Source organism: Pseudoalteromonas sp. PA2MD11, from assembly GCF_017808125.1.
GTDB lineage: Bacteria > Pseudomonadota > Gammaproteobacteria > Enterobacterales > Alteromonadaceae > Pseudoalteromonas > Pseudoalteromonas simplex.
Genome location: NZ_JADKNF010000006.1, coordinates 118,116 through 134,692, shown reverse-complemented (window position 1 = coordinate 134,692; position 16,577 = coordinate 118,116). Strand labels below are relative to the sequence as shown.

At 41.6% G+C, this 16,577-nt stretch carries 14 protein-coding genes; 7 read left to right on the top strand and 7 right to left on the bottom strand.

Features of this window, described 5'->3' with window-relative positions:
- Positions 1-61 precede the first annotated feature (61 nt).
- Positions 62-1,093 (top strand): LacI family DNA-binding transcriptional regulator, encoded by a 1,032-nt coding sequence (locus ISP07_RS09325; protein ID WP_209327453.1) that lies wholly within the window; start codon positions 62-64, stop codon positions 1,091-1,093.
- Here the strand turns inward: ISP07_RS09325 and gtfA are convergent.
- A complete protein-coding gene (gene gtfA / locus ISP07_RS09320; protein WP_209327452.1) occupies positions 1,090-2,562 on the bottom strand; it encodes a sucrose phosphorylase in 1,473 nt (490 codons plus the stop codon). The genes ISP07_RS09325 and gtfA overlap by 4 nt on opposite strands.
- Before the next feature lie 138 nt (positions 2,563-2,700).
- Here gtfA and ISP07_RS09315 point away from each other — a divergent pair, with 138 nt between their 5' ends.
- Positions 2,701-3,921, top strand: coding sequence for an MFS transporter (locus ISP07_RS09315; protein ID WP_209327451.1), 1,221 nt, complete (start codon positions 2,701-2,703; stop codon positions 3,919-3,921).
- A 152-nt stretch (positions 3,922-4,073) separates the two neighbouring features.
- The gene (locus ISP07_RS09310; RefSeq protein ID WP_209327450.1) at positions 4,074-6,473 is read left to right on the top strand and encodes a TonB-dependent siderophore receptor; all 2,400 of its coding nucleotides are present in this window, start codon (positions 4,074-4,076) and stop codon (positions 6,471-6,473) included.
- Between the two features lie 49 nt (positions 6,474-6,522).
- Here the strand turns inward: ISP07_RS09310 and ISP07_RS20545 are convergent, their stop codons facing one another.
- The 4 genes from ISP07_RS20545 to ISP07_RS09300 all read right to left on the bottom strand — a co-directional run bounded on the left by ISP07_RS20545 (position 6,523) and on the right by ISP07_RS09300 (position 10,369).
- Positions 6,523-7,092 carry an MFS transporter gene (locus ISP07_RS20545; RefSeq protein WP_229634588.1) on the bottom strand — a complete coding sequence of 190 codons (570 nt, stop codon included), beginning with the start codon at positions 7,090-7,092 and terminating at the stop codon, positions 6,523-6,525.
- A 5-nt stretch (positions 7,093-7,097) separates the two neighbouring features.
- Positions 7,098-7,544: an MFS transporter gene (locus ISP07_RS20540; protein ID WP_228290571.1), complete on the bottom strand. Its 447-nt coding sequence runs from the start codon at positions 7,542-7,544 to the stop codon at positions 7,098-7,100.
- Positions 7,545-7,567: 23 nt separating this feature from the next.
- The gene (locus tag ISP07_RS20535) at positions 7,568-7,738 is read right to left on the bottom strand and encodes a hypothetical protein (RefSeq protein WP_228290570.1); all 171 of its coding nucleotides are present in this window, start codon (positions 7,736-7,738) and stop codon (positions 7,568-7,570) included.
- A gap of 132 nt (positions 7,739-7,870) precedes the next feature.
- On the bottom strand, positions 7,871-10,369 hold the full coding sequence (locus ISP07_RS09300) for a S8 family serine peptidase (protein ID WP_054554010.1): 2,499 nt from the start codon (positions 10,367-10,369) through the stop codon (positions 7,871-7,873).
- A gap of 556 nt (positions 10,370-10,925) precedes the next feature.
- Here ISP07_RS09300 and ISP07_RS09295 point away from each other — a divergent pair.
- From ISP07_RS09295 to ISP07_RS09280, 4 genes are read left to right on the top strand one after another with little or no spacing between them, the layout of a single operon-like run.
- Positions 10,926-12,440, top strand: coding sequence for a curlin (locus ISP07_RS09295; protein WP_209327449.1), 1,515 nt, complete (start codon positions 10,926-10,928; stop codon positions 12,438-12,440).
- 36 nt (positions 12,441-12,476) lie between these two features.
- On the top strand, positions 12,477-12,869 hold the full coding sequence (locus ISP07_RS09290; RefSeq protein ID WP_209327481.1) for a curli production assembly/transport protein CsgE: 393 nt from the start codon (positions 12,477-12,479) through the stop codon (positions 12,867-12,869).
- A complete protein-coding gene (locus tag ISP07_RS09285) occupies positions 12,859-13,284 on the top strand; it encodes a curli assembly protein CsgF (RefSeq protein WP_054554013.1) in 426 nt (141 codons plus the stop codon). The genes ISP07_RS09290 and ISP07_RS09285 overlap by 11 nt, the downstream gene beginning before the upstream one ends.
- Positions 13,284-14,057 (top strand): CsgG/HfaB family protein, encoded by a 774-nt coding sequence (locus tag ISP07_RS09280; RefSeq protein WP_054554014.1) that lies wholly within the window; start codon positions 13,284-13,286, stop codon positions 14,055-14,057. The genes ISP07_RS09285 and ISP07_RS09280 overlap by 1 nt, the downstream gene beginning before the upstream one ends.
- 149 nt (positions 14,058-14,206) lie before the next feature.
- Here ISP07_RS09280 and ISP07_RS09275 read toward each other — a convergent pair whose 3' ends face one another.
- The gene (locus ISP07_RS09275) at positions 14,207-14,905 is read right to left on the bottom strand and encodes a helix-turn-helix transcriptional regulator (RefSeq protein ID WP_054554015.1); all 699 of its coding nucleotides are present in this window, start codon (positions 14,903-14,905) and stop codon (positions 14,207-14,209) included.
- Between the two features lie 163 nt (positions 14,906-15,068).
- Positions 15,069-16,577 (bottom strand): trehalase family glycosidase, encoded by a 1,509-nt coding sequence (locus ISP07_RS09270; RefSeq protein ID WP_209327448.1) that lies wholly within the window; start codon positions 16,575-16,577, stop codon positions 15,069-15,071.

Sequence of the window (16,577 nt, the reverse complement as noted above, 5' to 3'; positions counted from 1 at the left end):
CACTTTTTTTCGACTCTTTATATGGTAATTTACAATTAAGTAAATCGATTAAGAAGCTACAATGACAAAGCCAAAAAGTTGGACGCTGAAAAGTATTGCCCAAGAGTTAGGTGTTTCAAATGCCACTGTATCAAATGCGTTTAACCGCCCTGATCAATTATCGAAAGCACGCCGCGAAGAGATTTTGGCGGCCTGTAAAAAGCTTGGCTATTTTGGCCCTAACAAGGCGGCACAATCATTGCGCCGAGGCACCTTTAATATTGTTGCGTTAGTATTACCAGACAGCGTTGAATATATGATATCTGACCCGGTCGCTAGCAGCTTTATGCGCGGTGTGTCAGCGGTGCTCGAAAAAAATGGTATTAACCTTTTATTATTTTCAGGCAACAGCGATAACCTAAATAGCGTTGTCGACTTTGTAGATGGTTTTATTTGCTATGGCCGCCCACGTAATAAGCAACTTGTTGAGCAATTAAAACAGGTTGCCAAACATGTGGTAACGGTTGATTTTAATATCGGTCGCGATGCCTCAGTAAACGTAAACAACCAACAAGCCAGCTTTGATATTGCAAAACACGCACTTCACAAAAATGATGATCGGGTTGCTATTTTAGGCCTGCGTTTACTCGATAACGACGTATTATGCCGAGTATACGAACATCATGAGTTTGAAGCCGGTCAGTCGATTGCTCATCAACGACTGCGCGGTTATCACCAAGCAATCAGCGATGCTGGCATCACCCTGGGTGATGATAGAACATGGAATATTCCTGAAAGCAACGAGCGCTTTGCCAGCATTGCCGCCAAAGAAGCACTTAGCAGTACACCAAGGCCAAACGTATTGTTATGTATGAGTGATTTGATCGCCCTTGCCGCCATGCGCGAAGCATTAAAAATGGGCTTATCGGTTCCTGAAGATGTCAGAATTGTTGGCTTTGATGGCATCGATGAAGGCCAACGATTTGTGCCAAAACTCACCACTGTCCATCAAAATAGTGAAGAAAAAGGCCGCATTGCTGCGACCTTGTTTCTATCGAAAGAGCAGCAAACAGCCGAAATCGACTATCAACTGCAATTGGGTCAAAGTAGTTAAGCTAAAAAGTCAGCCAAATCAACAATGCGTTGTTCGCCTTCACGGTGATCAACAATGATCACTTCACGGCTAGCAAAATCAACTTTTAACTCGATTGAGCTGGTATCATCATGCCAGCTTAAACGACACACAGTGCCTTCACCTTTTGCAATAAACTCACCGTTAAATGCTGGGTGCTCATTACGTAATTGAATCAGCTTGATCAAACCTTTCACCACAGGTTTAGCAAGTGCAGCATCAATGTCTTGTGCATTTAAGTAAGGGCGATTGATATCACGACCTACATTGGTACGAGCCAATAATTCCATATCGTTTTCACAAGCAAACAGGCCACCATAATAAACTTGTGGAATACCTGGTGCGAAGAACTGAATCGCACGCGCTAATAAATAATCGAAGTCATCTGCGCCTAAAGCATTGTAATATGTGCAGTTTACTTGATATAAATCGACATTACTTGCTGCTGCACCAGTTGCTAGACGGCTTTGCCCTTCACTCTTTTCATGAATGGTTTCAACCAAGTTATCAATTTGCGCTGCGTTTAATAGACCCGGTTTATCACCCATTGGGCCTGCGTCAATGATGCCAATGCCATCATGGGTATCGAGAACAGTTAAACAGTTACGCGGCGAAATGGTTAGCCAATTCAGTAATGCTTGCGCATCATTGCTAAACAAGCTGTGTAAAATAAGGGGTGGTAAAGCAAAGTCATAAACCATATTTACACGCTTTGCGACTTCAACTTGAGTTTTAAAATGGCTATGGATCTCGGCAATGGTTTCCATACCCGCTTCATTTGCTTGCGCCGAAAGCTTATTTAAATACTCAAAAGTTTCATCCAGCATAAAGCAGTTTGTGCCAGCTTCTTTAATCGCATAACCCGCCGCATCTAAACGAATAATATTGACATTATTATCAGCAAATTTGCCAAGCACCGTATTTAAATACTCGATACCCGCCGTTGATTTCACATTGATATCAATTTGGTTATCGGTAAAAGTGGTCCAAAAATCATAGGCTTGGCCGTCACCACATGTAATTGGTGTAAAACAACTACCTGGACGCGGACGATAAATCGCTTGTTGTTCAGCCTCAGACATGCCATTTGGGAATACATCATCTTTGGTTAGAAATAAATCCCAAAATTCAGATTGCTTGCCTTTAGCGAGTACATCTTTAAATTGGAAAGATTGTGCTGAAACATGGTTAACAATTAAGTCAGCCATTAAGTCATAGTTTGCACCAAGCACGTTAATGTCGTCCCAGCTACCAAGACGCGAATCGACTTCACTATGATCAATAGGATCAAAGCCAGCATCACTGCCATCAATCGGATTATAAAATGGCAACAAATGTACACCTGCAAACACATTGTTAAGTGGGCCATTTAATAAATTACTTAATTCATCAATACCTTGACCAGTAATACGGTCTGCGTAGGTGATTAATTGCACTTTATTGTTGATCATAATTGTTAATACCAAGTTGAAACTTAATCGATTAAGATATATCTTTAACCACGACAGCAAATTATTCAAGCAGTTTTTATAATTTTTATACACTAATATACATAGTAAAGGCGCAGACCTTTCGGTGGGGATACAACAATGAATAGAACACACGATCCTTTGCAAACCATTAGATGGCTGACATACATGATGTTTTTTATGTTTGCGATGACCTCTGATGCGGTTGGTATGATCATTCCTGAGCTTATCGAAGAATTTAATTTAAGCATGACCCAAGCCAGTGCCTTCCATTATGCACCTATGGCACTCATTGCATTCAGCGGCCTATTTTTAGGATTTCTTGCCGACAGTTTTGGCCGCAAACAAACCATCATGCTGGGACTCGGCATCTTCACCATTTGTTGTTTTCTATTTGCTGTTAGCAGTAGTTTTAGCATATTTGTAGTGCTCCTTAGCTGTATTGGTCTTGCTATTGGCCTATTTAAAACCGGTGCTTTGGCACTGTTAGGTGATATTTCTACAAACAATTTAGAGCACACAAAAACCATGAATTTGGTCGAAGGTTTCTTTGGTGTTGGCGCCATTGTAGGCCCTGCCCTTGTCAGCTTTTTAATCACCCAACAGGTTAGCTGGACCTACCTTTATGTTATCGCTGGGGTTTTATGTTTGATTTTAACCATAATTGCTTGGCGTGCAGATTACCCTAAACCTAAAAAGCTAGAAGAACACGCAAAACCGGCCTCTCTTGCAACCACCATGAGCATGATGAAAAACCCTTATGCACTGGGCTTTTCATTAGCAATTGCCCTTTATGTTGCAACCGAAGTAGCAATATACGTTTGGATGCCTACTCTACTTGGCGATTACACTGGTCCGTGGCAATTACTGGCAACCTATGCACTGACCTTATTTTTCATTTTACGCGCTGCGGGGCGTTTCTTAGCGGTGTGGCTATTAAATCACTTAAGCTGGCAAGCGGCGATGCTATATTTAAGCTTAGGAATTGCACTGTGTTATTTAGGCTTAATCTTCGGTGGTGTTGATTGGGCGGTATTCTTACTCCCTTTATCTGGGCTATTCATGTCGATGATCTACCCAACTTTAAACTCAAAAGGTATTTCTTGCTTTGCGGTGCAACAGCACGGTGCTGTTGCTGGGGTTATTTTGTTTTTTACTGCCCTCTCTGCTGCAGCAGGCCCATTATTAATGGGTGTGATCAGTGACTACTTTGGCCACATTCGTTACGGCTTTTATCTCGCAACAGGCTTCGCATGTTTACTGTTTTTAGCCATGCTATATAACTACTTACGTAACCCTGCTGAGCAAGCGTTAGCGCAGCACAGTGCATTAAGCCACTAAATAAAAATCGTTAAAAATCAATTATCGAACATAAATCGTGCAAGTTTTTCACTAAAAAGACTTGCACTGTGTAAAATTATTGTTATCTTAACTTAATCGATTAAGATAATAATTTAGACAACAAACCATCTGGGATTGAGACGAGGCACATTATGACAACACACAAACATGCCCTTTATACATTAAGCGCGCTTGCATTAGCAGTAAGCCAAAACTTACACGCCGAAGAGCAAGCACAACCTGAGGCTAAAAAAAGCGGTCTTGAAACTATCGTTGTAACCGGTGTACCACGCCGTACAACCATCATGGCATCAAGCTCATCGGTTAGCAGTGTGACATTAGCTGAAATTGAAGTATCAACACCACGTTCTACTGCAGAAGCCTTCAGAACAATTCCGGGTGTACGTTCAGAATCGACGGGCGGTGAAGGTAACGCAAATATCGCGGTACGTGGTTTACCGGTTGCATCGGGCGGTGCTAAATTCTTGCAACTACAAGAAGATGGCTTACCTGTTATGCAGTTTGGCGATATTGCCTTTGGTAACGCAGATATCTTCATGCGCTTAGATTCAACAGTGCAAAGTGTTGAATCAATCCGTGGTGGCTCAGCATCAACTGCAGCAAGTGATGCCCCAGGTGGTATCATCAACTTTATTTCAAAAACAGGTGAGAACGAATCAGGCAGTGTATCAACCACTGTAGGCCTTGATTATGACTCAATTCGTACGGATTTTGAGTATGGTACTTACCTAAACGACAGTGTGCGCTATCACATTGGTGGCTTTGTTCGCCAAGGCGAAGGCCCGCGTGAAACTGGTTATACATCTAATAAAGGTGGCCAAATTAAGGCAAACCTGACCAAAGAATTTGATGCTGGTTATGTGCGTGTGTACTTTAAACACCTCGATGATAAGAGCGTAGGTTACCTACCTATGCCTATGTACTCAGATGGCGATTCAATCCCAGGTTTTGATGCGCAATCAGATACGCCGCATTCAGCGCTTTTCACCCAAACGCTGCGTTTAAATGGTGATAACCAAATCAGCACAGGCGATATGACCGACGGTATGAACCCGGTTGTTACCTCGGTTGGTTTTGAAGCAGCATTTGATTTAGAAAACGACTGGCGCATCGAAAACCGCTTTAGAACATCATCAGTAAGCGGTAACTTTATTTCTCTTATTCCTGCTGAAGTTGCATCTGCAAGCTCTATTGCTTCTAGTATTGCTGGTGATGGTGCATCGCTTGTTTATGCAAATGGTGGTTCAGCAGGCGAAGCCTATGGCGATGACGATTTAGCAATGCGTATTCATACATTCGATGTAACGCTAAATGACATGGGCTCAATTGTTAATGATCTTAAGTTAACTAAGTCGTTCTCTGATGACACCAGTGTTACGTTTGGTTACTTTGCATCAAGCCAATCGATTGATATGTCGTGGCTTTGGAACTCATATGTTATGGAGCTAAAAGGCGACAACGCTGCATTACTTGACGTTTACGCTGCAAATGGCGACAGCTACTCAGATAATGGCTTGTACGCTTATGGCACGCCTTACTGGGGTAACTGCTGTCAACGTAACTACGACACAGAATACGAAACACGCGCACCTTACATTAACTTAGCCACTAAGTTTGGCGATTTAAGCATTGATGCAAGTGCTCGCTATGATTCAGGTGAAGCACGCGGTAACTACGCAGGTGCAGTAACATCAACAATTGATATGAATGGCGATGGTACCATCTCAATTCCTGAGCAAAGTGTTGCTGGTATTGATAATGCAAATCCTAGCATTGTTAACTACGACTGGCACTACAGCTCATACTCAATTGGTGCGAACTACCAAATTGATCCAAGCTTTGCGACTTTTGCTCGTTTAAGTAAAGGCGGCCGCGCAAATGCAGACCGCTTACTATTCGGTAAAGTAGAAGCAGACGGTTCAGTTGCCGAAGCCGATGCAATTGATGAAGTAAATCAATACGAAATCGGTGTGAAAAAACGTTTTGATTCACTATCAGTATTTGCAACTGCATTCTACGCAGAAACAGAAGAGCAAAACTTCGAAGCAACATCACAAAAATTCTTCGACCGCGAGTACGAAGCAAAAGGTATTGAGGTTGAATCAACCTACTACGTAGGTGATTGGGATTTCCGTGGTAACTTTACTTGGACAGACGCAGAAATTGCCAAAGATGCGTTATCGCCAGAGTTAGTCGGTAATACACCACGTCGTCAAGCTGACCTTATTTACTCTCTAATGGCGACTTACAACTTTGACAAAGGTGCTGCTGGTTTAAGCTTTATTGGTACAACGGATGCTTACGCACAAGACAGTAACGACCTTAAGTTTGATGGCTATACACAAGTGAATGGTTTTGTAAGTTACAATCTGTCTGAAAACTTAAGTCTATCGCTTAACGTGAACAACCTGTTCGACACCGTAGGTATCACAGAAGCAGAAGAAGGCTCAGTACCAGATAACGACATTATTCGTGCCCGTACTATTAACGGCCGTACAACGTCACTTACTTTAAAATACTCTTTCTATTAATTACTCTCCTCCCTCGTTTTAGCCCAGTTTTTACTGGGCTTTTTGCGTTTTATGTGTTCTTACCAACAGTAACAAAAGGGTGCTGTATTTGACTAGGTTGCTGCTCATTTCGTTTTACATAACTAAATAGTATTAAGCACCCAAGGGCTAAACTTGCTGCTAGCATTGAGCCAAGTGTTGCAAACCTAAAACTATAAAACTGTGCAACAACCCCAGTTGCCCCTGCCCCGCACATAACACCCAGTTTAATGGCGTTCGTGTAAAACGCTGAGGTAAACCCTATTCGTTCGGGGAGCTGATCTTGTAATACGGTTAAGCCAATGCCCGCAAAAATACCGTAAAACAGCCCATTCAATACTTGCAACGCGATCAAATGCCATACTTGAGTGGCAAAAAACACTCCTAAATAAAATACAATGGCACAACAAAATGCCACCGCAAGCATCGACACTTTACTGTATTTTTTAGCAAGCTTTGCCCCATACAGCATAATAGGAATTTCTAACAGCGCCACTACACCCATAAACAGCCCAGGCGTATGTTCAGCGAATCCTAGTTCAGTAATGCTATAAAGCGGCAGTGCCGATGAATACATAATATTGCCCGTTGAACCAAGCATAATAGCTAAGCCCAACAACAAAATGATAAACTCGCTGCGGCTGCAGGCTCTCTGCCGTTTTGTGATTTCTTAGCGCTGTAGTCAGGAATAAACTTAAATGCAAAAATAAGAGCAACCAAGGCACACACCGCAGCAAAGTAAAACGAGCGGCTAAACTCGCCTCCTGCGGCTAACAAATAACCAAGTGGCGGACCGCCCACCCAAGCAAAGGAAATAGCAGCACGTAAACGGGAATTAAAACTGGTGATGTCGATGTTCTGTTGACGCCCAGCCCATTGTCTTGCCACGGTCATCACTTGCGGAATTGCCGCATTACCCATCGCAAGAAACAACACGCCTGCGAGCAAGACTTGCCAAAATGCAGTGGCATTCGCAAAGACCACTAACGCACACACCATACCCGATACAGCCACCATAAATAACTTTCGCGCGCTGGTGCCTTTATCAACCATGCTACCTAGCCACTGACTGATAACTAACCCATAATGGTGACCGCCACCACATAAACACCTAAGTACATAGGGGGTGCTCGCAGCCCTTCTACAATAAATAAGCTCATCAACGGGTTAACGAATGCCCCCATTAACCCGGTTAGCATACTTAGAAGAATAAAAATTACACCATGCTGTTTCAGCAATGCTTTCACTCACAACCCCACATCAATACGACAAGTCAACATTTAAAGGGCGCTTATTATATTGTTGTAGTGGAAAACTCATTTTGTAATACAAATAAAAAAGCCCAGCGGGGAAACTGGGCTTTGTCGTGTGGAACAATGTTAGTCGAAGGACACTGTTACTGGGTTAGAACAAGTCGTTTCAGTTACACATACTTGATACTCATAGCTTGGCAACTCAGCCTTACGCTGTACATCGCGGTAGAAACCACGATCAGCGACTGTTTCAAGTAGTTCACCATTACGATAAATGCTTACTTGATCGGCCACTGTTTGCCAACCTAAATCAACACGCATCGTACCTAATCGTGTTTTACTTGCACGTTTAACAGATAGCTCAATTTCGACATCAGATACCACAACCGTTTGTGTAAACGTATCTGTTTGACCTTCGCTATCGGTCGCAGTTAGCGTTACTTCATAGCTACCCGCTTGTGCGTAACTATGCATAGGGTCAGCATCTGTTGAAGAAGCACCGTCACCAAAGTCCCACGCCCAAGCAACAATATCATCGTTACTATCGGTGCTGGTGTTAGTGAAAGTGACATTTAAGCCTGATGTTTCAAATGCAAAGCCAGCTTGTGGTGGCTGCGGGCTTACTTCACCAATAGCGCTAAACGTCAGTGACCAGCTGTTTAAAGTACCCGTATCAGCTGACAGTACGTCTTTCACATTAAGTACCCAATCACCTGTCGCAACTTCACCATTAAAGTTTGCTAGCGAATAGCTTTGTACTAGGTCGTCGGCACCACCACCTGATTGGCTGTGTAGTGTAGCTGTTGTACCTTGCGGCGACGTTAATGTAACGATTAAATCACCAATGTAAGTATGAGCAATATCAATACTTGCATCCGTTGAGAAAACCGTCAGTTCATCTGCAACTGTAATGATTGAATCAACACCCGTGTCATTGTTATCTGGAATAGACACTGGTGTTTCATTTGAGTAAGTAAAGTCATTTAAGCCAACAGGATTAACAAACAATGACGCACTGCTTTGTTTAGCTAGCTCGCCCGATGTTGCATCAACAACAAAACTATAGCTACCCCACGCTGTTGCCTCTTCTGTTGGTACAGTTAAAGTAACTACATCACCCGGTACCGCCTCAGTTTGCGATAGCGTTGCGCCCGCTAAGTCAGCTTGAAGTGCTAGGCTAACAACACCTTCCCACTGGGCGATTGAGCCAATTTCAAAGGTATAAGTTGCCGTTTCACCAGCAGTAATCTGCTGTGAACTTGGCGAAACCGAGATTTTGAAGCTTGGAGTCGGATCAGCTTGTTCTAGTGCCTGATTCACATTTAAACGATTGCCAGACACTGTTTTACCTTGTAGTGCTTCATTCTGGTCACCGCTATTCATTAGCAACTCTTTGAGTTCAAGCGCTGTTAAATCAGGATTAATCGATAGCACTAATGCTGCGGCACCCGCAACATGTGGTGTTGCCATTGAAGTACCCGAATAACTAGCATAACCATTGCCCGGTACCGTTGATAAAATAGCACTACCCGGTGCACCTAAATCAACACTGGTTAAACCCCATTGTGAAAAGCTAGACATGTTATCTCTGCTATCAGTGCTGGCAACAGATAATACGCTGTCGTGCTCGTAGTTTGACGGATAGTGAGGGTTTTGGTCATTATCAACCGCATCGTTACCCGCAGCAGCAACGAATAAGATATCAGCTTGTTCACTCGCTGTGATAGCATCCGCTAGAGCTTGGCTAAAGCCACCACCGCCCCAACTGTTATTTAGAACACGTAAATTTACGCCTTGATTCTTAAGATCAACCATGTAATCAATACATTTAATAGCGTCAGAAGTGGAACCGGTACCATCTGCACTTAAAAATTTACAACCTACAATCGATACTTCGTGGTTAACACCTACAATACCCGTGCTGTTATTACCTGACGCGCCAATTGTACCCGATACGTGAGTACCATGGCCTTGGTCATCCATTGGATCACCAGAGTCAGTGATAGCATTAATACCGTGAACGTCATCAACATAACCATTACCGTCGTTATCGATGCCATCTCCTGGAATTTCGCCTGGGTTGATCCATGCATTATCAGCTAAGTCTTCATGGCTGTAATCAACACCCGTGTCAATCACACCAACAACAACATCGCGACTACCTGTTGAGATAGACCATGCTTCAAGCGCATCGATGTCAGCATCATCTACACCACCTGTCTGACCTTCATTGTGTAACCCCCACAATGATGAAAAATCTGGATCATTAGGCGCACTTGCAATTGAGACTCTATAATCTGGTTCTACATATTCTATGGCGGCATGAGTTTGTAGACGCTTGATAGCTTCTTTTGTACTCATTCCTGCAATTTTAAACTTAGCTAAACGGCCAGATAAAATCGCTGAGTAATTATCATCAACACCATCTTTATTCATATCGCTGATTGTGGCTCTGACTAAGCTACGAGCATGAGCACGCATTGCTGCAGAAGTGCCCTTTTTATACATAACGAGTACAGAATCTTCACTTGCACCGACGAGAGTTGTTTTTGCTGGTGTGCTGATTTGCGCAGCACCTATACAAGGTAATAAGGCGAGGCTTAATACAGATAATTTAGTTTTCATATTTACTATCCATAATTAGTAATACTGACCGAATCAACATGATTCGACCACCAAAGCTCATTACTTCTGAAAATGATTATCACGCGGCATACCCCATAAATGGCGAATTGCAGATAACAGGCAAGGAAAAAAATTAAACAGGCAGCAAATCCATGCTTTTTTACCAATTTAGATTCTAAATTCAGATAAAAATCAGCCTTTTTCGTGACAAATGGAGCGTCAATTACCCGAGGTTATTTATCAAACTTTTTTACTGCTTTGTAATAATCCCTCATATCAAAACCTGATTAGATAATTATAAGATCATGAAAATAAAGAATTAATTAAAACCACAAAAACTGCTGATTTTATATTATTCCATATCTGTCTAAAGTGATTTTCTGTTAATTGCTTTATCTTTTCAGTGCATTTAACAATTTTGCTTCATTCACTTCTGATTGTTAGCGAACACTTGAATATCACGCAATTTAATCCGGCAAGGCATGCCGGTACATGGCCCTAAAAGCAAAAATAATATTTTAGGGCTTTGATTAATAATAATTTAAAGGAAATAATCATGAAGTTAAGAAAGTCTCTTCTTACCTGTGCAATCACCTTTGCACTCGGTTCAAGCTTTGCTGTTAACGCAAATACTGATGACAAAGCGCAGTCTAGCTCTGAGCTTGCTACTCAGGTAACAACTTTAGGTGTTAGCAACTCAATTATTCTAGATCAAGTATCTGTAACAGGTGTGGGTAATGAAGCGGTTATTACCCAGCAAGGCACTGGACAACGTGCAGAAACCGTCAGTATTGGTGACGGCAATATGGTTCAAGTTAACCAAGCACAAACATCTAACTTATCACTTATTTATAATACAGGTGATTTCAATGATGTTGCTCATACCCAGAATGGCACAATGAATGGCGCACTGTCTGAAACAGTAGGTAATGACAACGCTATTCGTGTTGAACAACAAGGTGCTGGCTTCTTTGGTATTAATAATGAAGCTATTAACACAGTTACAGGTGATGAAAATACAATTACTGTAACCCAAGGTGATGGGGGCCACTGGTTCTACAACTTCGATTTAGAAGGTAATAGCAACACAGTAAGCTCTGAGCAAGTTGGTTTATTAAATGAAGCTACATTTAATACTGTCATTGGTGATGACAACACGATTGAAGTAGCTCAAGAAGGCTTATTCAACGCCTTTACGTCAGATGAAATTGTCGGTAATGGCAACGACATTACAATTGACCAGACCGGTGCGTTTAACAGTGCAACATTAACTTCTGTTCGTGGTGATTACAACGAAGTTGAACTTGAGCAAGATGGCGACTCAAACACTGCGTTAATTGCTGAAGTTACAGGTAATGATAACGAAGTTAAATCAGACCAAGAAGGCAACAGCAATAGCTTTGAATCAGCGGTATTAATTGGTGACGGCAATACGTTACTTGTTAATCAAAAGCAAGATGGGAATACTGCAGGCTTAGATGCAATTGGCAATGATAACGAGCTAACGGCATTCCAAAATGGTAACGGCAATGATGTATACCTTGGCGCAATTGGCAATGATAATGAATTTGTTGCAAACCAAATTGGTGATGCAAACAGTGCACATATTGCTAACTTCAATGGCAACGATAATAACGTTGATATTGCACAAGCAGGTGATGAAAACACGGTACTGGTTCAGTCTTCTTATCCAGATACATCGCTATCTTCAAATGATAATGATATTGCGATTAACCAAGAAGGTAATCTAAATGAAGCCGCACTAACGTTTGCAAGTGTGCTTGATAGCAACAATAACCAGGTTGCATTCACACAAGTTGGTGAACTAAATGCGATTGACCTTATCATGGAAGGAAGTAGCAATTCAGTTGATATTAGCCAAACTGGTTCTGAAAACTTTGTTGCAGGCATTGGTGAAGGCGCATTCTTGTTAGGTGGTGAAGGTAATTCACTGGTCGTTGTCCAAGAAGGTAATGCTAACCTTGTAGAAGGCTCAATGATTGGCTCTAACAGCACGGTCGTTATCACTCAGCTAGGTGATGGCAATATCGCGACTGTAACCCAAGAATAATCATATTTAGGGGGAGCCTTGCTCCCTCATTTCGCTATGAAATTAAATAACTTTCTCCGCATATGTTGTATCTTGCTTGCAGCTCAAAGTGCTGCTAGTTATGGCGAAGATCTCGAAATTGATGGTTTAGTACTCGATAGAAGCATTAGCCGATTTGGCCATCAATTTTATTTTGAGTTTGCCAATCATTGGCGTGACTTACCTTCAACAGCTGGCTTTAATATCGAAATAAAAGAAACGGTATTACCTCGAGCGGGTACTCGCCTTGTTTTAAGAATGAACAACCAAATTGTGTACGTTACCTACCTAGGTCGTCGTTTAGAGCCATTAGATGAGCGTGTTAAACAAGCCATGTATAGCGTAATGGATGCAATGGCGCGTAACAAAATGCAGCAATCATCACCTGATATGGCAAAAAATGGATGGTAAAATGAAATACTTAACAACACTAATAATAATACTCTGCCCCCTCTACAGTTGGGCAACTGAACTCGTTTATACCCCTATAAATCCAAGTTTTGGTGGCAGTCCACTCAATGGCAGCATGCTGCTTAATAAAGCGCAATCCCAGAATAAACATAAAGCGCCAACAATCGAACAAACTTATGGTGAAAAATTTCAAGACTCATTAGAGCGTACCTATTTAAATCGCATGGTTCGTGAGATCACCGATATGGCGTTTGGTGATGAAATCGACGACAGTATTTTTAACGGTGACTCTATCTTCATGACAGGTGATTATGAAATTCAGATCATTACCAGTACTAGCGATTCTATTACTGTAAGAATAACAAATACTTCTGATGGAACAATTACAGTTATTGAAGTACCGAGGTTTGGATAATGAGAAGTTTAATCTTAACCACACTAATCGTAATTTTGTCGGGTTGTTCATCAATGGGCAATTTAATTCCACCGACAAAGCAACTCGCAAGTACACTAGAGCCAACAGAAACCTTTAAGGCATTGCAAGCACTTCCACAACCAGTGGGCAGCATTCCTGTTTCTGTGTATTCATTTCGCGACCAAACTGGGCAATACAAACCTCAAGCTAATGTCAGTTCGTTTTCTACCGCAGTGACCCAAGGCGCAAACTCTATTTTAGTGCAAGCATTACATGAATCAGATTGGTTTATTCCGGTAGAACGTGAAGGTCTACAAAACATTTTGACTGAGCGCAAAATTATTCGTGCCGCGCAAGCCGAAAACGACAAACTGCCTGAACTGCCACCGCTTACGACTGCAAAAATAATCTTAGAAGGCGGTATCATCAGCTACGATACTAATATTAAAACGGGCGGTATTGGGATGGAATACTTCGGGATTGGCGCATCAGAGTTATACCGTGAGGATGCAATCTCAATTTATTTACGCGCTGTCGATGTTCGCACAGGCCAAGTTTTGCTATCCGTTGCGACAAGCAAAAAAGTGCTCAGTCAAGAAATGCGCGCAGGGTTCTTTCGCTATGTCAGTTACAAGCGTTTAGCTGAAGCAGAAGCCGGTTTTACCGACAACGAGCCTATGAGCATCTGCGTAACTCAAGCAATAGAAAAAGCATTAAGTGATCTTGTACTAAAAGGTATTAACAAAGGTATTTGGGCTGCAAAAGCGGTCTAATTGAATTGTGGCGCTGAACATCACAGCGTCACACACTTAAAATGAACTGCCGACTTTCGTCACCAAGAACTACTACTAACCATGCTAGAGCTAAGCACTGGGTAAAATCACTCTCCTTTAAACGCAATACTTACACCTTTGGATTATAATCACTGTGTATTTTGTAAAGACAAACTCACTGCCATGTAGCTTTGTGCCCAGTTAGCTAGTTCTACGCGATTACGTGATGATGTTTTCTTAAATGCGCTGTAAAGATGGGTTTTAACCGTATGATCGCTGATGTTTAAACGCTCTGCGATATCTCGATTACTCGCGCCTTGTGCAAGTAGATGAATCACTGATTTCTCGCGTTTAGTTAGTAAGCTGAGATCAATATCGTTATTTACCGAATCATTACTGGCACTAAATTGACTTCGAGACATAGCATAAAGCATGTGATTAAAGGTTGTAGAAATACTTTTACGACTAAAAAATAACTCACCATTGATCACTCTCACAAGCCCTGAAAAAATATCTTCAGGTGATTGCTCGGCAAAAAACACGCCTTTAATGCCATTTAAAAGTAGGTTCTTTTCACAGATGGCGTCAGCATCTGCATTAAAAATAACCACTGAGTTTTGCTTAGCAAGTTGTACTAATTCTGCTGGTAATAGGTCTTTCCAATCGGTGTTAGTGCTATCTATCAGATAAAGATCAAATTCGTCGCGCATCGCATCTTGGGGTAAGCTTGTATCTACTTTGACGCGGACAAAGAATGCATCAAGCATCTTGATTAAATATTGATAGCTTTGACTACGGTTTTGCAGTTTTGGTTGTGCTTTTAGAAAAACAGAAGTTGGTTGAATCATCTCATTTCTTCCTTGAAACATTTTATTCACAATACCCAATTTGGATACATGATTCAACCATTTACAATCCTTTATTTTAGTAATTTACAACATCACCAATCCATTTGGATGGCCAGACGCATAAGTTAACAGGTTGTAAATAACCATACTCACACCTCCCCTTTTACAGTGAGTCATTGAGCAGTTTGTAAAAACGTGATGTTACGCCGTTCGTCCAACCAAACCCTTGTTGTACTGTGTATTCACCGCCACCAGCGCGACTTACCAATTCACATACATTGTATTTTTCAAGAAGACACTTATCCTCAGCAAAACGCATTTCGATCATACTCAACCAATTTTTCATGACAGCTTCGGCTTCGCTGATAAAGCCATAGTTAAATAAACCCTTAACAGCAAACCATTGCAGAGGTGCCCAGCCATTAGGGCTATCCCACTGCTGAGGAGTATTAGATAATGTTGTAACTAACCCTCCAGGTTTTAAAAAGTCACTCATTAGTTTCGTTTTTACTTGCTGAGCTTGCTGCTCAGATGCAGCACCGACAAATAAAGGTACAGCCATTGCCATAGAATCAATGGGACTTTGCTTATTCAAACGAATATTAAAGTCTCTATAAACGCCTTTATCATTGTCCCAACAATATTGATTAATTGCTTCTAGTCTAAATAATGCCAATTCAGCAATTGCTCGACTTTTATGCTCTTTGTTAATTAAGCTGTAAAACCTTTCTAAGGTCTTTTCGAGGTTATAAACTAAACAATTTAAATCAATAGGTACTATATTTGTTGTTTCAATACTCTTCAAATCACTTGGCTCACTGAGCCAGCGACTGCTGAAATCCCACCCTGATTCACAGGCAGCACGAATATTCTGAAAGTAACTCAACTGCTGATCAGCTGAAAGATTTTGCGCATCATGCAAATCTTCTTTCAACGACTCTGGTCGTGGCGAGCGGGCGCTATCCCAATATCGATTTAAAATAGCCCCATCAGACATTTTAACGACACGCTTAGTAGCTTGTTTATCGTCAACTAACTCTTCACACCCTTTCATCCAAAACTGATATTCAGCTTCTAATGCCGCTATCGCATTTTCTAGCCAAGAAAAGTCTTTGCGTTGCACATATTTAGCCTCCCATAATAGCGTAACCATCAAAGCTAAAACGGGCGGCTGAGACCGAGAGCTGTAATAAACTCTATTTCCATTTGGAATGCAGCCATTGCGTTTTTGCAAGTCAATAAAATTATTAACCATGGCTTCAATGGTTGCCAGGTCGCCTATGTCCTCAAGGCCTAATGCTGTGAAGTAACTATCCCAGTAGTAAATTTCTTGAAAACGTCCACCAGGAACAATGTAGTCAAACTGTAGAGGCATCAAAGAGCTTGATAAATCACTATCGGCACTGCGATGCAGGTGCGGCCATAGATCGAGTATATACTGGTTTACCGATGTCGTATTGAGTTTCGCCATTGGTATAGTTTGGTTGGCGAATGAAAAGTGCGACATAACAAACTCACGAAGCTTTTCACCTTGCAGAGGACCTACTAATTGGTATAACTCACTCGCACTCTGCCAAGATAAATTGGGGACTGCATCTGCAAATGTTTTAGAATCAGCAAAAATTTCTGCCATTTGCACATCTTTAAATAGCTGGCTATTAACAAAGTTCAT